Annotated in this window: 23 protein-coding genes; 9 read left to right on the top strand and 14 right to left on the bottom strand. The window is 44.7% G+C overall.

The features are described from left to right. Positions 1-9 precede the first annotated feature (9 nt). Both KO537_RS05955 and rpsU read right to left on the bottom strand, forming a co-directional pair. Positions 10-453: a GatB/YqeY domain-containing protein gene (locus KO537_RS05955; protein ID WP_028760869.1), complete on the bottom strand. Its 444-nt coding sequence runs from the start codon at positions 451-453 to the stop codon at positions 10-12. A gap of 6 nt (positions 454-459) precedes the next feature. Then, positions 460-675 (bottom strand): 30S ribosomal protein S21, encoded by a 216-nt coding sequence (gene rpsU / locus KO537_RS05960; RefSeq protein ID WP_006080725.1) that lies wholly within the window; start codon positions 673-675, stop codon positions 460-462. A 215-nt stretch (positions 676-890) separates the two neighbouring features. On the opposite strand from rpsU, the gene tsaD reads away from it, so the two are divergent. Next, complete coding sequence (tsaD, locus tag KO537_RS05965; protein WP_131523062.1) at positions 891-1907, top strand: tRNA (adenosine(37)-N6)-threonylcarbamoyltransferase complex transferase subunit TsaD; 1017 nt, start codon at positions 891-893, stop codon at positions 1905-1907. A gap of 83 nt (positions 1908-1990) precedes the next feature. On the opposite strand, the gene plsY is transcribed toward tsaD, so the two are convergent. Next, the gene (plsY, locus tag KO537_RS05970; protein WP_113940690.1) at positions 1991-2602 is read right to left on the bottom strand and encodes a glycerol-3-phosphate 1-O-acyltransferase PlsY; all 612 of its coding nucleotides are present in this window, start codon (positions 2600-2602) and stop codon (positions 1991-1993) included. A 268-nt stretch (positions 2603-2870) separates the two neighbouring features. On the opposite strand from plsY, the gene folB reads away from it, so the two are divergent. The 4 genes from folB to KO537_RS05990 all read left to right on the top strand — a co-directional run bounded on the left by folB (position 2871) and on the right by KO537_RS05990 (position 5573). After that, a complete protein-coding gene (gene folB / locus KO537_RS05975) occupies positions 2871-3221 on the top strand; it encodes a dihydroneopterin aldolase (RefSeq protein ID WP_105249889.1) in 351 nt (116 codons plus the stop codon). A 68-nt stretch (positions 3222-3289) separates the two neighbouring features. Continuing rightward, positions 3290-3793 carry a 2-amino-4-hydroxy-6-hydroxymethyldihydropteridine diphosphokinase gene (gene folK / locus KO537_RS05980; protein ID WP_219234057.1) on the top strand — a complete coding sequence of 168 codons (504 nt, stop codon included), beginning with the start codon at positions 3290-3292 and terminating at the stop codon, positions 3791-3793. A gap of 18 nt (positions 3794-3811) precedes the next feature. Continuing rightward, the gene (locus KO537_RS05985) at positions 3812-4612 is read left to right on the top strand and encodes an undecaprenyl-diphosphate phosphatase (RefSeq protein ID WP_219234058.1); all 801 of its coding nucleotides are present in this window, start codon (positions 3812-3814) and stop codon (positions 4610-4612) included. 118 nt (positions 4613-4730) lie between these two features. After that, positions 4731-5573 carry a putative RNA methyltransferase gene (locus KO537_RS05990; protein ID WP_219234059.1) on the top strand — a complete coding sequence of 281 codons (843 nt, stop codon included), beginning with the start codon at positions 4731-4733 and terminating at the stop codon, positions 5571-5573. A gap of 622 nt (positions 5574-6195) precedes the next feature. On the opposite strand, the gene KO537_RS05995 is transcribed toward KO537_RS05990, so the two are convergent. Together KO537_RS05995 and KO537_RS06000 are read right to left on the bottom strand one after the other, a co-directional pair. Beyond that, complete coding sequence (locus KO537_RS05995) at positions 6196-6462, bottom strand: Lpp/OprI family alanine-zipper lipoprotein (protein WP_006080732.1); 267 nt, start codon at positions 6460-6462, stop codon at positions 6196-6198. Positions 6463-6695: 233 nt separating this feature from the next. After that, positions 6696-7946, bottom strand: coding sequence for a multifunctional CCA addition/repair protein (locus KO537_RS06000; protein WP_173246175.1), 1251 nt, complete (start codon positions 7944-7946; stop codon positions 6696-6698). Positions 7947-8124: 178 nt separating this feature from the next. Between KO537_RS06000 and KO537_RS06005 the strand changes: the two genes are divergently transcribed. Both KO537_RS06005 and KO537_RS06010 read left to right on the top strand, forming a co-directional pair. After that, positions 8125-9798: an ExeA family protein gene (locus KO537_RS06005; RefSeq protein WP_113940685.1), complete on the top strand. Its 1674-nt coding sequence runs from the start codon at positions 8125-8127 to the stop codon at positions 9796-9798. Further along, entirely contained in the window at positions 9798-10883 is a 1086-nt protein-coding gene (locus KO537_RS06010) for a general secretion pathway protein GspB (RefSeq protein ID WP_173246169.1), read from the top strand. The genes KO537_RS06005 and KO537_RS06010 overlap by 1 nt, the downstream gene beginning before the upstream one ends. A 107-nt stretch (positions 10884-10990) precedes the next feature. Here KO537_RS06010 and nhaD read toward each other — a convergent pair whose 3' ends face one another. The 4 genes from nhaD to KO537_RS06030 form a co-directional block, all read right to left on the bottom strand. Continuing rightward, positions 10991-12238 (bottom strand): sodium:proton antiporter NhaD, encoded by a 1248-nt coding sequence (nhaD, locus tag KO537_RS06015; RefSeq protein ID WP_028760859.1) that lies wholly within the window; start codon positions 12236-12238, stop codon positions 10991-10993. Positions 12239-13036: 798 nt separating this feature from the next. Then, on the bottom strand, positions 13037-14329 hold the full coding sequence (gene hemL, locus KO537_RS06020) for a glutamate-1-semialdehyde 2,1-aminomutase (protein ID WP_105249882.1): 1293 nt from the start codon (positions 14327-14329) through the stop codon (positions 13037-13039). 26 nt (positions 14330-14355) lie between these two features. Then, positions 14356-15375 (bottom strand): aspartate carbamoyltransferase, encoded by a 1020-nt coding sequence (locus KO537_RS06025; protein ID WP_219234060.1) that lies wholly within the window; start codon positions 15373-15375, stop codon positions 14356-14358. Positions 15376-15606: 231 nt separating this feature from the next. Next, the gene (locus tag KO537_RS06030; protein WP_173246166.1) at positions 15607-17331 is read right to left on the bottom strand and encodes a chloride channel protein; all 1725 of its coding nucleotides are present in this window, start codon (positions 17329-17331) and stop codon (positions 15607-15609) included. Positions 17332-17405: 74 nt separating this feature from the next. Between KO537_RS06030 and KO537_RS06035 the strand changes: the two genes are divergently transcribed. Beyond that, positions 17406-18209, top strand: a complete 804-nt coding sequence (locus tag KO537_RS06035; RefSeq protein ID WP_105249880.1) for a DUF6776 family protein — start codon at positions 17406-17408, stop codon at positions 18207-18209. After that, positions 18202-18552 (top strand): iron-sulfur cluster insertion protein ErpA, encoded by a 351-nt coding sequence (erpA, locus tag KO537_RS06040; protein ID WP_006080742.1) that lies wholly within the window; start codon positions 18202-18204, stop codon positions 18550-18552. Before KO537_RS06035 ends, erpA begins: the two co-directional genes overlap by 8 nt. A 115-nt stretch (positions 18553-18667) precedes the next feature. On the opposite strand, the gene KO537_RS06045 is transcribed toward erpA, so the two are convergent. From KO537_RS06045 to KO537_RS06065, 5 genes are all read right to left on the bottom strand, one after another. Next, on the bottom strand, positions 18668-19117 hold the full coding sequence (locus KO537_RS06045; RefSeq protein WP_212599970.1) for a hypothetical protein: 450 nt from the start codon (positions 19115-19117) through the stop codon (positions 18668-18670). Positions 19118-19142: 25 nt separating this feature from the next. After that, complete coding sequence (locus KO537_RS06050; protein WP_028760853.1) at positions 19143-19523, bottom strand: DUF2750 domain-containing protein; 381 nt, start codon at positions 19521-19523, stop codon at positions 19143-19145. Between the two features lie 164 nt (positions 19524-19687). Further along, the gene (aqpZ, locus tag KO537_RS06055; RefSeq protein ID WP_173246158.1) at positions 19688-20383 is read right to left on the bottom strand and encodes an aquaporin Z; all 696 of its coding nucleotides are present in this window, start codon (positions 20381-20383) and stop codon (positions 19688-19690) included. 434 nt (positions 20384-20817) lie between these two features. Next, positions 20818-21927 (bottom strand): anhydro-N-acetylmuramic acid kinase, encoded by a 1110-nt coding sequence (locus KO537_RS06060; RefSeq protein WP_219234061.1) that lies wholly within the window; start codon positions 21925-21927, stop codon positions 20818-20820. 20 nt (positions 21928-21947) lie between these two features. Then, positions 21948-23354 carry a peptidoglycan DD-metalloendopeptidase family protein gene (locus KO537_RS06065; protein WP_173246152.1) on the bottom strand — a complete coding sequence of 469 codons (1407 nt, stop codon included), beginning with the start codon at positions 23352-23354 and terminating at the stop codon, positions 21948-21950. Between the last annotated feature and the right edge of the window lie 64 nt (positions 23355-23418).

The following is a 23418-nucleotide window of genomic DNA, read 5'->3' on the forward strand; positions in this document are numbered from 1 at the left end:
AAACGCTAATTATTGCAATTTAGCACGGATCATAGCGCCGATAGCGCCCATGTCTGCACGTCCTTGCACTTTAGATTTCAATGCTCCCATTACTTTGCCCATATCCGCCATGGCGGATGCACCTACTTCTACAATAGTTGCATCGATGAGCGCCGCGATTTCCGCCTCTGTAAGAGGGGTAGGCAGGAAAGCTTCAATAACTTGAATCTCTGCTGCTTCCACGTCGGCCAACTCGTTACGACCCGCTGCTTCAAATTGAGCAATCGAGTCACGACGTTGTTTCACCATTTTGGTTAAGACCGCTATAACCTGTTCATCAGTCAGAGATTCGCGTGTATCCACTTCAATCTGCTTGATGGCGGCTAATGCCATACGAATAGTGCTCAAGCGCGCCTTCTCTTTGGCGATCATGGCCTGTTTCATATGGTCTTTTAGCTGATCAATTAGGCTCATATGAGATTAATATAAACGTACGCGACGTGCGTTTTCGCGAGAAAGCTTCTTAGCTAAACGTTTAACTGCAGCTGCTTTTGCGCGCTTACGTGCAGTAGTTGGCTTCTCGTAGAATTCACGAGCACGCACGTCGGCTAAAATACCAGCTTTTTCACAAGAGCGCTTGAAACGACGCAGAGCTACGTCGAATGGTTCGTTTTCACGTACTTTAATAATTGGCATACGCCATCACCCCTTAGGTGTAGGTTGTTCTGGTTCAATTGCTCGAACCAAGTCTATTTAAAATGGTGCGGAATTTTATACCGAGACACCTAGGCTTGTAAAGCCCTAAAACTGAGCTCAGTCCTATAGTGGACTCAATATGGCCTGCGTGACTGGAGTAATTGAGCGCTTGCAGGTAGAATTGGCGCCCTTTAGTTAGCAATTGATGAGACACCATGCGGGTTTTAGGTATTGAAACATCCTGTGACGAGACAGGTATCGCCGTCTATGACGATGAACTGGGCTTATTATCTCATACTTTATACAGTCAGGTTAAGCTGCATGCTGACTATGGTGGTGTGGTGCCTGAGTTGGCGTCACGTGACCATGTGCGTAAAATTGTGCCGCTTATTCGTCAAGCGCTGAAAGATGCGAATACTGAAATTGCTGATCTCGATGGGATTGCCTATACCAAGGGCCCAGGTTTGATTGGTGCTTTGCTTGTTGGCGCCTGTGTTGGGCGTTCACTGGCTTTTGCTTGGGACAAGCCTGCAATCGGTGTGCACCATATGGAAGGGCACCTGCTGGCGCCTATGCTTGAAGATGATGCGCCTGAGTTCCCCTTTGTGGCCTTATTAGTCTCTGGTGGCCATTCTATGTTGGTTAAAGTCGACGGGATTGGCCGCTATGAAGTATTAGGCGAGTCTGTTGATGATGCTGCGGGTGAAGCTTTTGATAAAACAGCGAAGTTAATGGGGCTGGATTATCCCGGCGGTCCGCGTTTAGCAAAGCTTGCTGCTAAAGGTTTACCTGCAGGGTATAAGTTTCCGCGGCCTATGACCGATAGACCTGGACTCGATTTTAGCTTTTCGGGTCTAAAAACTTTTACCGCTAATACCATTGCTGCCGAACCTGACGATGAACAGACTCGAGCCAATATTGCTCGTGCTTTTGAAGAAGCTGTGGTTGATACGCTAGCGATTAAATGTCGCCGTGCACTGAAGCAAACAGGCTATAACCGCTTAGTGATCGCCGGTGGCGTGAGTGCGAATACGCGCTTAAGAGAAACCTTGGCTGAAATGATGAGCTCGCTTGGTGGACAAGTGTTTTATCCCCGTGGTGAGTTTTGTACCGATAACGGCGCCATGATTGCCTTTGCAGGATTGCAGCGTTTAAAGGCGGGGCAGCACGAAGATTTGGCGGTAAAAGGTCAGCCAAGATGGCCGTTAGATACCTTGCCACCTGTGGCATAAAACGCCTTTGATGTTGATAGGTTATGTTGAGACAAAAAAACTGCGCTTATAGCGCAGTTTTTTATTGGGATAATGTTGTCACATTAAGATTTTTTAGGCGTTTTTTTACGTGAAACTTTGGACTCTTCACCTTTAAGTAACCGTTGGATATTGTCTTTATGACGAATAATGATAAGCGTTGATAGCATGGCAACGGGAATGGTAAATCTGTCGTCTAACAACCAAGTATAAAGTGGTGCAAGTAAGGCCGTCAGAATGGCTGCAAGGGACGAGTAGCGGCTAATTAAGAGTAGGACAATCCAAGATGCCATTAAGCAAATGGCTAAATCATCGCCAATGGGAGCCATAGCACCAAAAGCTGTTGCGACACCTTTCCCCCCCTTAAATCCAAAAAATACGGGATAAATATGCCCAAGGCATGCGGCGATAGCGATAAGTCCGAGTGATACTGCATCTATACCCATCAGATAGGCTAAATAAGATGGCAGGGCGCCTTTGAGCATGTCAAAAAACAACACCATGGCAGCCGAACTCGCGCCGCCAATTCGCAGTACATTGGTGGCTCCCGGATTACCTGAACCTTGTAATCTTGGATCGGGTAAACCCCTCATTCTACAAACCAGCACAGCACTCGAGATTGAACCTGCCAAATAGGCGGCCAAAATCATCAAAAGTGTCAGTGTTAATGGACTCACATTGGTTTCCTTACGCGTCTTAAGGTATTATCGCGCAACAATTTAAAAAGCTGACTCAGTTGTCAATCCCGCTATAGGTTTGTGGAATAACTCGCCCATTTGAGGTTGAGATATTTTCTGAATGAGCAAATCCTTTTAGGGCGTTATCCTACTGTGGATTGGCTCGAGTAGAAAGCAAATTAGTTATCTGTCAGAAGATTGCGGATTATACAGCTAGGATCGCTTTTAGCTTATCAGACCTCATAGTAGTAAGTTAGTTGGAGAAAGCATGGATAAAGTACTTATACGGCAATTACGCGTTGATACTGTGATTGGTGTCTATGAGTGGGAAAAGACAATCCATCAAAGCCTGTTGCTAGATTTAGATATGGCGTGGGATAACAAACCTGCCGCAGCGACAGACGATTATCAATATGCACTTTGCTATGAGACAGTTTCCAATCGATTAACAGAACTTATTACTGAACATCCAATCGAGTTAATCGAAACGGTTGCCGAGCGCGTAGCGGATTGCTTACTTCAAGAATTTAACGTGACTTGGGTGAAAGTTGTCGTGATGAAGCCGGGGGCGGTAGCCACTGCCGCGTCTGTTGGCGTTGAGATAGAGCGTTCACGTTAGATAAGAGTTTGATCAACTCGACTGTTGATTAAGAAATCATGTTTATCTTCAGATAAATTGGACATTGCATGGCACGTATTTATATCAGTCTAGGTAGCAATATCGAGCCTGAACAACATCTGCAAGCGGGATTAAAATCGCTGCGAGCGTGTTTTGGGCCACTGCGTCTCTCATCCATGTATGAAAGTGAAGCGGTAGGTTTTAGTGGCACTAACTTTCTGAATATGGTTGCTAGTGCTGAAACTGACCTTAATATTGCTGCGGTAGTTGCGCAGTTTAAGCAAATCGAGCAGAATCACGGCCGGCTTGTCGGGGCGAAGAAATTTAGCCCAAGAACTTTAGATTTAGACCTGCTGCTTTATGACCATGTGGTATGTGAAACGCCCGTTACGCTCCCCCGTGCAGAGATAGTTAATAATGCTTTTGTGCTATGGCCATTAGCCGAGTTAGCGCCGGAATTGATTCATCCCGTGGTTGATAAAAGCTATGCCAGTTTGTGGCAAGAGTATGATAAAGAGTCACAGCGACTTTGGCCTGTGATGTTTGAATGGCCCCAAGGGCTGACGTTTTAATTTATTGATAGGATTGTCATGGATACGTTTCAGGTCATTATTTTAGCGCTTATTCAAGGGCTAACTGAGTTTTTACCTATTTCTAGTTCTGCACACTTAATTCTGCCTGCTCAGCTTTTAGGCTGGGAAGATCAAGGTTTGTCATTCGACGTGGCGGTGAATACGGGGTCGTTATTTGCTGTGGTGATTTATTTTAGACACGAGTTATGGACTATGTTTAATGCTTGGGGTGCAAGCATCTTTAAAGGTCAGCAATCCGAAGACAGCAAGTTGGCATGGTGGATTATTCTGGCGACGTTACCCGCTGTATTTTTTGGTTTTATGGCTAAGGATTTTATTGCAACTCACCTGCGTAATACAGAGGTTATCGCGGTTACGACAGTCGTTTTTGGTTTATTGCTGTGGTGGGCGGATAAGATGTCGCGCCGCGATTTAACAATCTATCAGACTGGATGGCGCAAAGCCTTGTTAATTGGTTTCGCCCAGGCGCTTGCTTTAATCCCTGGAACTTCACGTTCTGGTGCCACTATGACCGCGGCGCTAATGCTAGGTTTGAGTCGAGATGCTGCGGCTCGCTTTTCATTCTTAATGTCAGTGCCTGTGAGCTTAGGCGCGGCAATTTTAGTGGGTAAAGATTTGGCGGAAAGCGAGCTGCCAATTGATTATCAAGCATTGATCTTAGGCACTTTAATTTCCTTTGTTGCAGCTTATGCATGTATTCATTATTTCTTGAAAATCATCAGCCGCATGGGAATGACCCCGTTTGTTATTTACCGTTTGGCACTGGGTGCTGTGCTGTGTGGATTTATTTTTTTGTAGTCATTCCAGCTTAGTCATCATAGTGAAATTATGAATAATAGAATCGGGTTAAGTACCCGATTTTTGTTTTTGGAGCTTCCTCATTTTTCTGAAGCTTAACTTATTTTTGGAGCTTTATATGGGTCTCGAATATCAGTGTCCAACCTGCGGACTTGCGTTAAAACAACACAAAGCCTCCCAAGGTTTTTATTGTGCAAATAAGCATCATTTTGATCGAAATGAGCAAGGGTATTGGGTTTTTACTAAACCACAACGCCAAAAGCCGACAGGGGATTCGCGCGAGCAAGTGAGGGCTAAGCGTTTTCTTCTCGAATCAGGCATCTTTTCGCCTTTAATCGATAAATTGGCTGAGATAATCACCGGCTCTATCAAGCCTGACGCTTGTTTCTTGGATTATGAATGCGCTGAGGGCTTCTATTTGCGTGCTTTAGCTTCCAAGTTGGCAGAGGTCGAAAATCCGCGAAACGTCCAGTACGTGGGTGTAGCGGACGCAGAAAATGCTATTTTTGCTGCAGCAAAAGCGCAGACTCCTGGGATCTTGTGTTTAAGCTCTTCTAAAAAATTACCCTTTGCCGATAATTGTGTGGATTTTATTACTGTTATTGATAGGCCGTTAAAGGGAAAAGAGTCTGTCAGGGTATTGAAAGACGATGGGACCATGTTACTGGTCATGCCTGGGCCACGACACCTATGGCAACTCAGAGAATATATTTATTCCGACTTGGCTGAAAAACCTTTCCAAGTGAATTTACCCTCAGCATTATTGGTCAAAGAAACTCAGTCACTGCACTTTACTTTATCAGTTACTGGTGAACAGGCATTAACGTTATTGGATATGGCACCCTATGCGTGGCGTGCAACTGACAAGATGAAACACGATATTCAAGCTAATCATTTTGAGTCGCTAGAAATTGATTATGTATTAGTCTTAGCACATAAACGCGTGAGTGAATCGCTATAGGTTAAAACTTGCAGTCGATGCGGTTAATTTTAAGACAATTCATAGGCTTAGTTAGATGGTTTTTTGATGTTTTAAAAGGCTATATTACTCAAGTCTATGATTCTGTTTGACGTTTTTATGTTATTTTTATGTTGGATAGGCTGAAGGTGTTATTGTTTTTAACTTTAGGCCTATTTGTTCAGTGACAAATACAACCTTCTTATTGCCTTTGTTTCCCCATATAGCCTCGATTTTTTTATCTATAGCTGTGCTTTAAATTAATAGCTTTCACTTCCCATAAATACATTTTTTATGATAGATGAGGCTGATTGTTAGGGATGCTTAAAAATGCAAACGAGAAGTTTAGATTAATAACGCGACTTTATTTAAAAGAGGAATAGCACTCGTTTATACAGAAGTATGCCAAGGCTAACTTTTAGGGGGAGGTAGGCGAATCGCCTTTAACATGCCTTTGGAAGTTTAAAACCAATTTAGCGATTTTGTATTGCAGCATTCGCTATTCTTTGCATGGCAATCTTGAATTGCAGGTATAAAAAAAGGCTTAGATTGATGTGCTTATCGCTTTCATCTTTCTTAAGCCTTTTGTCTTAACTTACTAAATAGTAAGCTAAATTACCTTTCATTACTTCTTGTAACGAGAAGCAACGTTGTCTAAACGGTCGTTTGCGCGTTTAGCTTCTGCTTGTGCGTCCATAGATGCTGCTTTTGCATCTTTAACGTCTGCAGACAGTTTGCTTTGCTCTGATTTCAGAGAACCAACATCAGCTGACAATTGATCAACTTTGTTGCCCAGAGTTGCAACGCTTTCTTCCAGAGCAGTAGTGTTCGCGCAACCACCTAGTAGGGCAGTCATTGCTAAACCAGCAATCATCAGTACTTTTTTGTTCATTGTAAAAAATCCCTTAAAATAGGTTGGATTTGAATGTTTCGTTACTTTGTAAGCGAAACTGCCTAATTATGACATAGCTATTTTAATTTGCTACGAATATTAATGTGTTTAACCACTATAGGCATATAAATTTTTTTTAAAAGCTTTTTTTCTATGTGATATCGACATTTCTAATCGTAAAAAGGGGCATTATTCACCATGCAGTGATGCACGACTTACAAATCTTTTACAAATTACTGGTTGTCCATCGGCAGTTTTGTTTGCATTTTTTGTTTAAACTGACTGACGGCTTCAACTCGATGTAAATTTAAGGCTTGTTTTATCTCTGCACCTTGGAAACCAGTGGCAATGATGGCGGCAATATCGACATTATTGGCGACAGTGAAGCACTGAGTTAAATACTCTCCCTGAGGATATGGGATGTTTTCAAATCCTGTGCGGCCACGCATATCTGCGGTGCAAGCTAATATAAGTTGCGTTAAGCGCTCTGGTTTACGCCAAAAGTCAGCTTTATCGAATATTTTAACGATAGTTTCGGCTCTGAGCTCGAATGCCTGATGGACGTTCTGATGTTGGTCGCTGACGAGTAACGCCAGATCGCGTGCCTCATTCGGTACTCGTAAACGGGTACAGAGTGCTTTTATGAGTGGCAAGCCTTTTTGGCCGTGGCCGTGATGCTTTGGTAAATGCTCTTTTGGACTCAGAGCTTTACCCAAATCATGCACTAGGGCGGCAAACCGAACGCTTTTATCCTCAGTGAGCAGTGCAGCTTGAGCGAGCACCATTAAGGTATGCACGCCAGTATCTATTTCAGGATGCCATTTTTCAGGTTGAGGTATGCCAAATAAGGCGTGAATTTCAGGGAACAGGACTTCGAGTGCGCCACATTGGTGCAGTACCTCAAAAAAGACTTCTGGGTGAGGTCCGCCTAAACTTTTATCAACTTCTTGCCAAACTCGCTCCGCCGTTAAAGCGCTAAGCTCATCGCTTGCGCTAATTTGACGCATCAGTGCCAGGGTTTCTGCGGCAATTTGAAATCCTAAGGCATGAAACCTTGCGGCAAAACGGGCAACGCGTAACACTCGCAGTGGATCTTCAACGAAAGCATCCGACACATGGCGTAACAGGCGCGCGTTAATATCCTCAATACCATTAAAAGGATCATATAAGTTGCCCTTTTCATCTTGGGCGATGGCATTGATGGTTAGATCTCGGCGCAACAAATCTTGTTCTAAAGTCACATCAGGGCTGGCGTGGCAACTAAAACCACCATAACCCAGACCAATTTTTCGTTCGGTTCGGGCTAAAGCATATTCTTGTTGATTTTTAGGGTGTAGAAATACGGGGAAATCTTTACCCACTTGGCGGTAACCCTGTTGCAGCATTTGTTCTGGTGTTGCTCCAACGACGAGGTAATCTTTATCTTTAATGGGAAGATTGAGCAGGCTGTCACGTACAGCACCGCCGACGAGATATATTTTCACAGGCAAGATTCGGCTAATGTGTCATGAACATAGCTTATCACGCTCATTAAGATGATGGATAAAGTCGTTGCGAGATATTTGCGCACTTATCTGTCACATTGATGTTGCAGATATTTTGACAATAACATTAGGACGCTTTAACGTGGGGCGTTATTTTTAAATTAGGATGATTGGTGGTATGTACAAGGCCTTTTACGGACTCAGCGATAACCCTTTTTCAATTGCACCCAATCCCCATTATTTGTTTCTGAGTGATAGGCACAGAGAGGCGTTAGCCCATTTAACCTATGGGTTAGGGGAAACGGGCGGTTTTGTGTTGTTAACAGGGGAAGTCGGCACGGGTAAAACAACAGTATCTCGCTGTTTACTTGGGCAATTGCCCGACAATACCGATACTGCTTTTATCCTTAATCCGTCGTTAACTGAGCTTGAATTACTCGCAACGCTTTGTGATGAGCTTAAGATTTCCTACGGCGATAATCCTACACTCAAGCAATTGACTGATCACTTGAGCCGTTTTTTATTGGCGAATCACAGCAAAGGTCGTAATACCGTGCTCATTATCGATGAAGCACAGCATTTACGTCCTGAGGTGCTGGAGCAATTGCGTCTTCTGACTAATTTGGAGACGGACACTAAGAAGTTACTGCAGGTGATTTTAATCGGTCAGCCGGAATTACAGCTGTTATTGAAGCGCCAAGAATTGCGTCAGTTAGCCCAGCGGATCACGGCTCGTTATCATTTATTGCCGCTCAATGAAGATGAAATCGCCCTCTATGTGCTGCATCGTTTGCAAGTGGCAGGGCGGTTTGAGCCTTTATTCACCCGTAAAGCCGTTAACGTTTTGCAGAAATACAGTGGCGGCATTCCTCGATTAATTAACCTCTTATGTGAACGTTCACTGATGGCAGGCTATGCACAATCGCGGGTGCCCATAGATCATCATATGGTGCGGCAAGCTGCGGCTGAAGTATTAGGTGAAGAAGAACCGACTCAAAATAGATATCTGTGGCCGACAGCAACCGCTGCGGCGTTATGTGTTGCGTTTGGTGTGTCTTATTGGTTATTTACTGATAAGTCAGTCAATACGGCGCCAGCGTCCAATTTGGTTTCTGAGTCTGTGCCAACTAATGTGGCGTCATTAAATGCTCAAACCTTGGGCGGGGAAGACATCGCTGATAAGTCAGTAAAACCGACTAATCAACCAAGCGGTCAGACTTCCATTCCCGATCCCAATCAGCGTCTGTTAAACGAGGCGATTAATCAGAGTCGCAATATCGATACTGCTTTTGCAGGTTTATTTAGCGTGTGGGGCAAAGTGCCCTATAAAGGCTTGACGGCTTGCCAATCGGCGGTTGAGCAAGGATTAGCTTGCTATCAACAGCAGGGTAACTGGATGTCACTGACTCGGCTTAATTATCCGGCTGTCGTGTATTTGGTTGATGACAAGCAACAAGATTTTTATGGTGCAGTGCTTGCGGTAGAGGGGGAACAATTACTGATGCAACTGGGTGAGCAACAACTTTGGGTTGATAGAGCTTGGTTTAATCAACATTTCAGTGGCACCTTCGAAATATTATGGCAAGCACCTAATTTGCCTATGATGGATATCAGTCAAAAATCGAGTCCTGGTCAATTACAGTGGTTAGAGAATGCGTTAGCCCATGTGAATGGTCGTAGCCCCCGTCGGGTTAATCAATTTGATGTGCAATTGGAAAATGATCTTAAAACCTTCCAAAGTCAGCATGGATTAAAAGCCGATGGTATTGCAGGGAATCAAACATTAGTGAGATTAAATTTGTATTTAAGTCAGCAAGGCCCAAGGTTAACTGATGATGGGGCGCGCAGCTGATGTCCATTTTACTCGATGCCGTAACCCGCAATAAACAACAGCAACAATCACCGTTACCTGATGCTGTGATGACGCCAAGGGCGAATTATCCACAGCCTCGTAAATCGGGTGTGCCGATAGGAAAACTGTCTATATTAGTCGTTGCAGTTGCCGCAGGAATTGGTGTGGCTTGGGGATTAAGCGTTTGGGATAAAACTCGACTTCCCCAAAGTGATACTGTGGCAGTGGCTAACGTACTGCCATCAACGTCATCATTGCCAGCTTCGACTGGGATTAAAAATGAGCTTCAGTCTAACTCGGTTGGATCTGCCTCTGAGCTCCAAGTTGAGCCCAGTGCTGCTTCAGGTGTTCGGCTTGCTGGGAAAGTAGCGCTTCCTCGGACGCAGACTTTACCCGAGCTAACGGTATCGCCGCAATTTCAGGCTGAGACTGTAGTATCAAATGCGCCTCAAATGAATGCTAGCGCGAATATAACGACCAATTCTGTTGGCATGCCGGCTCAAAGTGATAGCAATTCGGGTTTTAGTGATTCAAGCTACGCAGATTATATGTCGACGTCAGCCCAAGTCGATGCGGCAAGTCAGGAAGCGGTTGTGCCAGCAGAGACGCAAGCACAGCAGCCTATGATGTTAGGCGCTAATGCCAATGAGTCGGGTCTAGCGAGTCTTGAAGCCCTGCGTCAGCAAGTCAGTGCCGCGGCGGAAGATGTCGGTTTAGAGACCAATAAAAGTCGCGATGAAGATAAGTTAGTGGCTTCCTTTCAAAATGCATTAAAGGATGTGGAATATGTTAATGCTGCAGAGACGAATGTCACTGAAGCTAAATTAGATCCGATCCCCAAAACTGCTGTGGATGAAATTCCGAAATACGGCCAATTACCCGCAGGTCTGCAATTACAAGTGCCTGAATTTAATATCGTTGCTCATGTTTATTCCAGCGACCCTGCCCAGAGATGGCTGAATGTAGACGGTGCTGAGTTACAAGAAGGGGATATGATTGCTGGTAAGCTGAAAATCATCTCTATTCGTCCAAGGGACATAGTGTTAGATATTCAAGGAACCCAGTTTAAGGTGCCCGCAATCTAATCAGGTATTACGATAAGTCATGCTAGCGGTTATTTGTGGTAACAATGAATAAGTAGTTGATAAAAAAGGCGCACTAGGCGCCTTTTTTGATCTCAGCTAATCTCAACTTAATCAAACAGTCTGTTGGCTAAGAATAGGGTCAGTGCGTAACCGACGCTGTAGCAGAGGAAAAGTGCAGGAACATATTTCAAGTAACTCACAAAAGTCAGTTCTTTCACTTTACTCATGGCTACAATACCTGATGCTGAACCGATAATCAGCAGTGAACCACCGACTCCGACGCTGTAAGTCAAGCCAAGCCATTCAGGAGTACTCAGCACTGGATTGGCTTTTAACAATGCCGCTGTTAGCGGTACGTTATCAATTAAGGCTGAGCCCATACCAGTGACGAAGTTAGAGATGTTTGGATTAAACTGAGTATAAGCTTCAGTCAACATGTCTAAGGTGCCAATTTCTTTAAGCATACCAACGAGCAGTAAAATACCTAAGAAGAACAACAGAGTGTCGTATTCAACTTGGCGAATATACTCTAGGATCTTGATTTCTTCTTTATCACTGCGCGTGGTATGGCCAATCAGGAACATAATTGATAGACCCGTTAAGAAGGTTAACACTGGCGGGATACCAAACAATATGTTGAGTAGCATGGTCATTAAAATGGTGCAGAAGAAGACGAGGGCAATCAATACATCAACGGTTTGATAAGTATGTTTGATTGGCGTCGTGCTCACAACACCTTCGGCTTTGAGTGAGAACAGAGTTGCCAGTAAAATCACGCTCACGGCCGATGGGATAAATAACATCAGCAGTTCAGACATATGCACATGTCCAGCTAAGAAGATCATCAGTGTCGTCACATCGCCAGTGATCAGGGCTACACCGCCTGAGTTCACCGCGAAGATAATCAACACTGCCATTCTACGGCGCATTTGCTTGTCGAGTTTAAAGGTGGTTAATAAACCTAAAGACACTAAAGTCGCGGTGACGTTATCACAAAATGCTGAGAGCACGAGTGCAAATAGGGCGACTTGGATCATTAACATACGCACTGATACTTTCTGCGGAAACAGCTTTTGCACCATGATTTGGATCATACCCTTAGCATTCAAATATGCTACGAAGGTCATGGTCGACATCAGAAAGAGCCAAAGTGTGGCAATCTCGAGCAAATTTTCATTGAGCTGATGGGCAACGATTTTCTCATTAGCTGGTTCCCCTGCAGCCATAAACAGCGCTACCCAAGAGATACAACCAAAGAATAAGGTGGTTTTTGCTTTATTAAGGTGGGTCACTTCTTCGAAAATAATACTGAGCAATGCGAGCACGGCCAGTAAGATGAGAAAGGTATTTAACATAACTGCAATTCCAACTGCTGTTTTGATGTCGTAGGGCGACTTGAGTCAACCTAAAGATTGGGCATATCAAGGCTAAATTAAGCTAGCCGTGTTAGCGCGTGCGGATCAGAACATAATGGGCTAGAGAACGCAACTGTTAGCTGTAACTCAATTTAATGCTTCTTTGTGATGTCTATCTCATGCTTTTGGGTTGCTAATTAGTTTTATATATTGGTTATTGTGATTATTGCAGCGTTATTAACTGTATTGTTTGATTTGATTACCGCGTTAAAAGTGAGATCTACGATTAAAGTCTAAGCAGTTAGTTTGCATATTCTTCAATTAATTTTTATTCAGGTCGTTATTCCTGAATTGTCATGCCTATGTAGGCAGGCATTTTTAATGCTTGCCTTTTGAATGAGTGCCCGCTAGGAAGTAGAGTGCTCTTAGCACTCAGTCCTGCAGAATTCTGCGTCTTGAGCTTGTTTGGGTATCAATACTGGATATTGTGTTTTGGAGTAGAGGAAAATGACATTTGTTATCTGGAGTCTTTTGCTTTTAGGCTCACTCGTTTGGTTAACGTATTGTGGTAAGCAACTTATTGCGCTGGGCTTGATGGGTTGGCCTTAGCACGTTATTGAGCATATCCACTTGACCTTACAATTCATGGTAGCTGCGAAAATATTTAAATCGGCTTTAGGTTCTAAAAAGTCTGATCGTTATTAAAGTGACACAAAGTTAACTAAATCTAATAAAAGCAAAGGGACGCATTGGCGTCCCTTTGTTATGTTTAAACGGCTTAAATACTAAAGCTTAGGCTTAACTTGCCGCTTTCATGCTAGCCAATACGCGATCAGCCGCTTCTAAGGTTAAGCGCATTTCTTCTTCGCCATGGGCCATTGACAGGAAGCCTGCTTCATAGGCACTTGGCGCTAAGTAAACACCTTCATCTAGCATGCCGTGGTAGAAAATACGGAACTGTTCGATATTGCATTGGGTCACTTGATCGAAACGAGTGATCTCGGGTTGTTCCGTGAAGAAGAAACCGAACATGCCACCAACATAGTTGATCGCCATTGGAATACCGTGCTTATCCGCAGCCGCTTTAAAGCCTTCTGCAATACGTTTGGTTTTCGCGCTCAGTGCTTCGTATAGACCTTCTTCACACAGGGCTTCCATTTGTGCCAGACCCGCTGACATCGCAATGGGGTTACCCGATAACGTACCCGCTTGGTAAACCGGACCTGTAGGAGCGATAAATTGCATCACATCTTTACGGCCACCGAAAGCCCCCACTGGCATACCGCCACCAATCACTTTACCGAGTGTGGTTAAGTCTGGTGTGACGCCGTAGTAACCTTGAGCGCCACTTAGTGATACACGAAAACCTGTCATCACTTCATCGATAATCAACAGCGCGCCAAACTCATCACACATATCACGCAGACCTTGAAGGAAACCAGGGACAGGTGGAATACAGTTCATGTTGCCAGCAACGGGCTCGATGATGATGCAAGAAATCTCAGTTGGATACTGCTCGAACAGGGTTCTAACTGAATCTAAATCGTTATACACAGCCGTTAAGGTGTGTTTGGCGAAATCTTCAGGAATACCGGGTGAGCTAGGTTGACCTAACGTTAACGCGCCAGAACCGGCTTTCACTAACAGGCAATCTGCGTGGCCGTGGTAGCAGCCTTCAAATTTTAAGATCTTGTCACGATTGGTAAAACCGCGTGCCAAACGGATAGCACTCATAGTGGCTTCTGTACCTGAACTCACCATGCGTACTTGCTCGATAGAAGGCACCATAGAGATGACTTTTTCGGCCATTTGCACTTCAAGCTCAGTTGGCGCACCAAAAGATAAGCCATTTTCTACCGCTGCTAATACCGCAGCACGGATTTTAGGATGGTTGTGGCCGAGGATCATCGGGCCCCAAGAACCGACATAGTCTATATAAGCTTTACCATCGGCATCGTAAATATAAGCGCCGTTAGCTTTTTCAATAAACAGGGGCGAACCGCCTACACCATTAAATGCACGAACCGGAGAGTTAACGCCGCCGGGGATGGTTTTTTTAGCCTGTTCAAATAGCGCTTCGGAACGGGTCATGTTTAGTCCTTAAAGTCTGTAGCCAATTAGCGATCGGCTTTACGTGAATACCAATTAACCGGACACTCATATTTTTCGAGTTGATTATCAACGCCGAGTGTCAATGCAAACAAAGCCATGCGAATTAACAGCCCATTATCCGCCTGTCTGAAGATAGCAAGATTGGGATGGCTATTTAAATCATTATCTAACTCATTGGCTTGCGCCCGTGAATCCCTTGGAAGCGGGTGCATAATGACAGTGTTAGATTTGCAATGCTGAGTGTAAATACTGCGATTTAAGCGGAACTTGCCGCGATACTTATTTGCTTCTTCCTGTGAAGGGAAGCGTTCTTCTTGAATGCGAGTGAGATACAAAATATCTGCTTGATCTAAATGGCCTTCAAGTTGGTCGGTTATTTTGATGCTATGGCCAGCATTTTCAATGTCGGAGTTCACATAATCAGGCATAGCTAATTCAGCGGGTGAAATCAGTGTGAAACTGATGTTTTTATACATGCAGAGTAAACGCGACAGTGAATGTACAGTACGGCCAAATTTTAAGTCGCCGACCATAGCGATGTGCATGCCATCGATACCGCGGCCAGCACATTTGAGTTCTTTTTGGATAGTGTATAAATCGAGTAAAGCTTGGGTCGGATGCTCGTTCGAACCATCGCCGCCGTTGATCACTGGGACGCGGCTGCCTTCAGCAAACTCTTTGACCGAGTAAGAGTCTGGATGGCGCATGGCAATGACATCAGAATAGGTGGATAACACCCGCGCCGTATCGTACAGGGATTCACCTTTAGATAAAGACGATGAAGCCATGCCTGTGGTTTCACGTACATGGCCGCCGAGCAAGTTAAAGGCACAGCCAAAACTCACGCGGGTACGGGTACTCGGTTCGAAAAACAGGTTACCTAAAATGGCGCCATCGAGCACATTATTGCGCTTCTCTCGAAGTGCATAGGGCATCATGCGGCTAGCGACATTAAAAATAGTTTGGATTGAGTCAAGATCTAACTGGTTTACGGAGAGGATATGGGATCCTTCGAACTGATTCATCAGCCTGTTTTCCAATTTGCTAGGGGGCATTTTAAGCAGCATTATCGCGCTTATCTGCCCTGATGTTATGTAGGGTGGCTGAGGCGCGATTGTAGCAGAAGCGCTGGGGCAACGAAATAGCCACATTGCCACTGTGTTAGATTTTTGCGATGAAGCCCAAAGCTTTTAATCTGCCGTCTCAGGTTTGAATCAAAATTAGGTATTGAATAGCGGCTAGATTTTGAAGCGATATTAGGCTTGGCCTGAACGAATCTCATGTTGTAGGTTCGACCAACTGATCACCCCAACCACATTGTCTGGTGTATCTTGATAGATAAACACCTCACCGCAGCGTTTGGGCGACAATAGTGAATAGACTTCATTGAGGGTGGTGCTGTCGCTTAGCCCTTGCATGGGATGGCGTGATAGCGTGGTACTGTCATCATAGGATTGCATTTCAAGACTAAGCATTTCGATAATGCCATCGGCATTGCGGACTAGCACAGGGCGACCTTCGGCGCGTTTTAGCACTTCGAGTAACAATTCATCGTTGTTATTGACGATAACAAAGCGTTTATCCATTAAGGCTCGTACGCCTTTTTTCTGCAGTGCTAAATTCACGGGGGCGACCTTATAACCTAGTCCCATAATTTCTAATTGCTTAAAGAAAATGGAGTCGGTCTTAAAACCCTGATAAGCAATTAAAAAAGCCGGAATTGTTACAAACATTGCCGGTAAAATAATGCTGGCGTCATTAGTCATTTCTAACAGGGCGACTAAGGCGGCCAGCGGCGCGCTTAAACACACGCCCATCATGGCTGTCATGCCGATCACAGTGTAAAGCCCTACATAAGGGGCGATGGACGGGAATAAGATAGCGCTGATCAGCGCCAAAATCGCCCCGAGCAGCGCGCCGATACCATAAAGTGGACCAATTAAACCGCCGGGAATACCTAAGCCAATCGCCGCAATAGTGGCAATGATTTTGGCAAATAATAGGGCGATTAACAGCAATAGGCTTGGATGTTGGCTAATGGCTTCGCCAATAGCGAGATCGCCTGTGCCAAGGGCTTGTGGCAATACTAGACCTATTAAGGTGGTGACGCTGCCCGCCAGTAATAGTCGGTAAATGAGTGGCCAGTTTTGACCCGTCGCGGTGACTTTTAAGAGTGAGTAATTAAACAGCGCCGCGGCGCAGCCTAATACCACGCCGCCAATGGCGAGAATAGGGTAATGGTCTAAGGGAATGTGGATCACTTGAATACGGTCAAATTCGTGCACATTACCAAACACCAGTTGGCTTGAAACTGCGCCACAAATTGCTGATAGCATAATCGGGAAAAAGTAATGGATTTTATATTCACGTACTATCACTTCGAGTACAAAAATCACCGCCGCCAAGGGCGCGTTAAACGTTGCGGCAATCCCTGCTGCAATGCCACTGGCACACATGATGCGTACGCTATTATCGGGAAGATTGAATTTTTCAGCAAGAAAACTGGCGCTGACAGCACCCAGATGAATGGCTGGACCTTCACGGCCGACTGAGAAATTTGTGCCAAGGGCAAAGAGTGCTTGAAAAAATTGCCCAGCGGCGGATTGTAGGGGGATTTTACCATAATGCAGTTTAACTCTATGTAACACATAGGCTATTCCCATACGTTTGTAGCGTTTGGAGCCCAAATTCGCCACTATCCAAATTAATATTGCGCCTAAAAGGGGTAACAGGGCTCGCCAGTCGGCGACGTTCCCCGTAAAATCCAGCGCCTGTATTTGGGTGTAATGATTAGCCCAAACGAGCAAGAGTCGAAACAGTAAGATCACACAGGATGCAAAAACAGCAAATAACAGTGCCAGTATGCACAGCTGTGCACTGATGCGCGCTTGAGATAAATGGTCACGTAGCTCATTGGTTAAATACTTTTTGGCTGTGACGATGGCATGTTGGATAGCGACTTTATTTATCGTTAATTGCACTACATTGGCCTGAGTTGTATTGTATCGAACTCGTTCTTGAGTTGATTGTATTTTATATAAGGGGCTGTTACCTAATGCCAAATTATCATCGTTGGCTAGATCGGCTGCAAGTGATGGATCTCAAGTATCGTCCATCTTCAGTATATTTATCGCTTTTAGTGTTAGTTTCTATTCTTTTTGGGGCTTGGATAAGTTTTCTGCTATTAAGCAGCGATGAGCCTGTTGTTAAGCATATCAGCAGCAAGACTCAACGCTTGACCGCTGAGTTAGAGGCACAGACCCAACTACTTGCAACCCGAAATTTAGAGCTGTCCGTCGAGCGAGAGGCTAATACCCAAATGCAAGAAATGTTTGGCCAGCAAATGAAAAAGCAAAAAGAATTGGAACATGAACTGGCGTTTTACCGCAGCATTATGACACCGGATGATAATGCTGAAGGTGTCGCTATTCACGGACTTGAAATGACGCCGGGCGCTTTGGCCGATGAATACCATCTCAAGTTGGTGTTGACTCAGTTGCAAAAGCGTAAGCAAGCTATTCAAGGTCGAACTGAATTGACGCTCATTGGTGTGCAAGATGGCAAATCTGTTAGCTTGAGTGTGAACAAACTCACGGGTTCTAAGTTGGAATTTGATTTTCGCTATTTTCAAGTCATAGATACCAAGGTCACTGTTCCTGCTGGCTTTAATTTACAACAAGTGAAAGTCAAAGTGCTGGTGCCTTCGAGCCGCTGGACTAAGAATTCGCAGACCGAACATGTCTATAGTGCCCCTGAGTTATTACAGGGTGAAAAAGAACCACGGGTAATACTTGAACAAAACAGTCAGGTAAAGGATAATTTGCCCCAGAAAACTGATGTAAGAGGTAGTAATGACTGATCAAGCTGATACAGCAATGCCAATCCAATTTACCGATGCGGCAGCCGCTAAGGTGAAAGGTTTGCTGGAAGAAGAGCAAAATCCTGCACTTAAGCTACGAGTCTATGTGACTGGTGGTGGTTGTTCTGGATTTCAGTACGGCTTTACCTTTGATGAAAAGGTTAATGACGGCGATTTTACGATAGAAAAACAAGGCGTTCTCTTGGTTGTCGATCCTATGAGCCTACAATATTTAGTCGGTGGTGAAGTGGATTACACTTCAGGACTGGAAGGTTCTCGCTTCTTCGTGAAAAACCCTAACGCAACCACAACTTGTGGCTGTGGTGCCAGTTTCTCTGTGTAAAAATTTTTTCTGTTTAATGATGACTAACTTTGCATCTTTTTAGGCGTGGAGTGAGATCAAAAAAGCCGTCGCAATGACGGCTTTTTGTTGGGCTAAATTTATTTTCTACAAGAGCTTAGCTCATGATGTTCAGGTTAAGCTTAGGCTTAAACCATGCCTTTACCTTTTTATCAAAGGCTATCCAAACTTGCAGCAATGACAAGACGATCAAAGCGATAAAAATTATATAGTCAGGCAGTTTTCCCTGCCATTCACCTAAGTACACTGTCGTTGGACCTACCACTAAGTTGCCCGGATCGTACATGATCACTGGCAGCATGCTAATCAATCCAAGCTGCACGACTGTGTAGCCGCGCAGCATGATAAGCCCTGCTTTTTGCCGACCGATAATGGCAATCACCATCAGGAGGGTTAGCAGACAAAATAACACCCCTTGTTTAGCGATTAAGCCACTCACTGACGCAACAACATACACTAGCAATAGGGCAATGAGTCGTTTCGGAAAGTGCTGACTAAGGGCTGTACTTGCCTCTGGTGTCGGTATCGCCGATTTTTGCTCGCTCATAGGCATTCTCGTTTAGCGATAGCGATTAGTGGCTTTGCTTAGGCGCTAATCTTTGATCTAACTCATAAGGTGGGATTACCACACCTAAATCATCTAATACTGGGAATACGGCGACAAAGAGGTCGTCATCTTCCATGCCTGGCACCCATCTTTCGTGAAATTCGTCGAGTGGAATCGCTAACGTTTGGCAATCACTCCATTCATCCACAGCCCAAGAATCAGCGGCTTCTTCGGTTGGCCACATTGGGATGCAATCTTCTTCTTCAGTGGTTAACATCACGCAACCGTCTTGATCTTGTAATGTCCAAAGTATTTTGTGTTCTTTAACTTGTTCAACGAGGTAATCGTAACGGGCTTCTGGCGTCATTGCTGCTGTCTCAGCGAGGTTTTTAACAGTCTTGCTCATGAAAAATATCTCTTTTGCTTGGATAGGGCGAAGCCTGTTGTGTCTCTAATGTAAAAACCTAGGGCACAGCAAAATTCGCCAGTTGGCTAAATGGTAACATTAGAGCGGGATTAGAAAAAGAACAACAGCGCCAAGAGAGCGCTGTTGTGTTAGATCTTCGGCTTTTATTCTGCCGCGTGGAAGTAGCGATAGATAAAGCCCGCCAAAATGGCACCGGCAATCGGTGCTACCCAGAACAACCAGAGTTGTGATACCGCCCAGTCACCGACAAACAGTGCAGGGCCTGTGCTACGCGCTGGGTTCACCGAAGTATTGGACACAGGAATACTAATAAGGTGAATTAAGGTTAAACCTAACCCTATGGCAATTGGGGCAAATCCCTTAGGCGCTCGCTCATCGGTGGCTCCTAAAATAATAATCAAGAAGAACAGTGTCATAACGATTTCACAAATCATCACCGACAGCATGCTATAGCCACCTGGTGAATGCTCACCAAAACCGTTAGAGGCAAATCCGCCCGCGAGTGAAAATCCCTCTTGTCCTGAAGCGATGAGATACAAGATGCCTGCGCCAACAATTCCACCCGCGACTTGGGCTACGATATAGGGCAATAATTCTGCTGCCGGAAAACGTCCCCCAGCCCAAAGGCCGAATGACACTGCAGGGTTGAGATGACAACCTGAAATATGGCCAATCGCAAAGGCCATGGTTAATACGGTTAATCCAAAAGCTAAAGCGACGCCGAGTAAGCCTATGCCTACTTCTGGAAATGCGGCGGCAAGTACAGCACTACCACACCCTCCAAGGACTAACCACAAGGTGCCGAGAAATTCTGCCGCCATTTTTTGTGACATGTTCATTGTTTGATTTCCTATTCTTTTAAAGACGCTTGTTTGTTAATCAGTGCGTCTTTATTCCTAATTTACCTGCCTATTAGCGGATCTTGTCTGAGTGAGCAAAATCGCGCTGTAGACATGAGTTCCCTTAAAACCAGTTTCTTATTGAACGCCTATGAGGCTATTCCTAAGTGTTTGAGCTGTTTATAGCAATATCCTGTATCCGTTTTTACTATAGTGAGACTTGATTAAGCTTCAGTGACGAAACTTTTTTACTCATGCTTCTGTCACTAAATGCTTCAGTAATTAAGAATAGATGGCTTTAAAATAGCTGCTGATTTTCTTGAGAAATTTAGGCTGGAAGAGGGGGGAAAGATTAGTTTGTCTTTTAAAGACAACAAGAGCTTCATGTAGAAGCTCTTGTTTAGGTTATCGCTTTAGTATTTTGCGACGGCCAATTACTTAGCGCTAAATCGTCCGCCGAGTATGGCTTCACGGGATGCGCCTGTTACTGCAGGGAGATTAGCGGGTAAATCTAAGTGATTGCGCATGGCGAGCCAGGCAAAGGCGATGCCTTCTGCCCACTTAGGATCGACGCCAAGGGCCGAGGTAGTATCCAGCTTATAACCTGGTAATAAGGCTGCAAGACGCTGCATCAGTTGACCATTAAATGCACCGCCGCCACAGACGAATAATTCCCCTTCATTGGATAGTTTTATAATGTCTTGGGCTATGCTGTGGCAGGTTAAATCCAATAAAGTTGATTGAATATCTTCTTCATCTAAATGATTAAAGGGCGATAATTGCTGCTCTAACCAAGCTTGGTTAAACAGTTCGCGACCAGTGCTTTTAGGGTAAGCAAGGGAAAAATACGGATGCGAAAGCAACTGAGTTAATAAGCTTTCATCAGTTTTTCCGGATGCAGCCCATTCGCCATTTTTATCGAAGGGTTCACTTTTAACCTGTTGCATCCAGGCATCAATTAAGGTGTTGCCTGGCCCTGTATCAAAGCCTAAGACTTCTTCGCTATTGCCCGGCAGATAGGTGATATTGGCAATACCACCAATATTGAGGATGACACGTTTTTTACCGACTTGGGCAAAGGTTTGCTGGTGGAATGCGGGTACTAAGGGCGCGCCTTGCCCACCAAGGGCAATATCTTTGCGACGAAAATCGGCAATGACATCTATGCCTGTTTCGGTCGCAATAGTATTAGGATCGCCTATTTGTAAGGTAAAACCCACTTCGAGGTTTGGCATATGGCGCACAGTTTGACCATGGCTACCAATGGCGATGACATCTTCTTTCGCAATAGCACATTTAGCCATCAGATTATTGACTGCTAAGGCAAATAGCTGACCCACATTTCGATCTAAACGGCCGAGGCGGTTAATTTCATCTGAGCTGGGTAAGCACAGGCGCTGTAGACCTTTGAGTAAATGGCTCGGAATAGCTTCGGTATGACTTGCGATAAGCTGCGGCTGCGCGCCTGAAAAGTCGACCAATACTGCATCGACACCGTCCATGCTGGTGCCTGACATCAGTCCAATATAATAAGCGTTTTTCATTGGGAGGAATCCATCCGTCGTTATTGCATTGCCAATTGCGTTTGCTTGTTTTGCGAAAGTGTAGTCATCAATTGCTTGCTAAGTGCATCGAATTGATTTTTTTCTTTTCTCGCAATTGATTCGGATTTCGGTAGCGTAATCGTTCTCGGGTTGCGGTGTACGCCATTGACGATAAATTCGTAATGTAAATGAGCCCCAGTGACACGGCCTGTTTTACCTAAAGTACCAATAATTTGTCCTTGCTTAACGTTGGCGCCTTTGCTGACATTACGTTTTGTGAGGTGTAGATATTTGGTGGTATAGGTATCGTTATGTTTGATAAACACATAGTTACCGTTGAATTGATTATAACCAGACTCAATAACGCGTCCACTACCCGCAGCTTTAATGGGCGTGCCAATGGCTGCGACATAGTCTACACCGCGATGGGCTTTGACTTGGCCTGTCACTGGGTGCAAACGTCTTGGGTTAAAGTTGGAGCTGACATACTTAAAATCGACCGGTGAGCGCAGGAAGGCTTTACGCATGCTAGTGCCATTTTCGGAATAATAGTTACCGTCGGTATAGCGAATGGCAGTATAGCGCTCATCTTGGTTAACAAATTCTGCAGCTAAGATATTACCATTCCGCAAAAATTCACCATCGGCATATTCTTGCTCGTAAATAATGGCGAAGCTGTCGCCTTCGCGTAAGTCTAAGGCAAAGTCGATATCCCAGCCGAATACGGTCGATAATTGTAATATCTGGTTGGCAGACATGCCTGCATCGACGGCGGCATTCCAGAAATTGCTCTTAATTTTGGCACTGGTGAAATGGTTGCGGATTTCCACATCCTTTTCGGAGATTTTTTCGTTGTATTGCTCTTGGCTTTTAGTGATGACTAGCGTGGAAATAGCATCGACCCGATAACGCACTTCAGTCAAATTACCGTTTGCATCCTTTGAAATCACAATTTCTTCGCCCGGCATTATCTTAAGTAAGTTTTGCTTGGCTAAAGGCAACTGGGTGATTTCATAAACATCTTTGCTGGTTAAGCCAGCGCGATCAAATACCGCAGCTAAAGTATCACCATTTTTGACGTTAAAATGTTCGACATCTCTGTGAAGAGCGCTTTCGTGGGATCCTGCGGCTTGATTATTGACTCCACCTGCAGCAAGCGCATCGGGTGAGGATAACGGTTCAGCCGTTGTCGGAGCATTATCTGTTTGACCTTCTGGCAACTCAGGGCGTTCAGGCGAGCGAAAAGCTAAGGGCACATCATAACGGGTGTTGATTTGAGCTTGGTCATCAATGCTAGTGGTTTGTCTTGAAGCTTGCGCTTCTTCAGAAGGTAGAAGCATGGTTATCATTGTGATAACTGAAAGAATGCTAAGGAGAATTTGATGCTTTTTAGGCAACAATTTAAATAACGTTATAACCTTTCCCATTGACGCCGATACCAATAACCAGAGACTTAAATAATCCCGTTAGTGTACACACTTTCAATTGTGG

Origin of the sequence: Shewanella sp. NKUCC01_JLK (assembly GCF_019345615.1) — a bacterium.
Classification (GTDB): Bacteria; Pseudomonadota; Gammaproteobacteria; order Enterobacterales; family Shewanellaceae; genus Shewanella; species Shewanella oncorhynchi.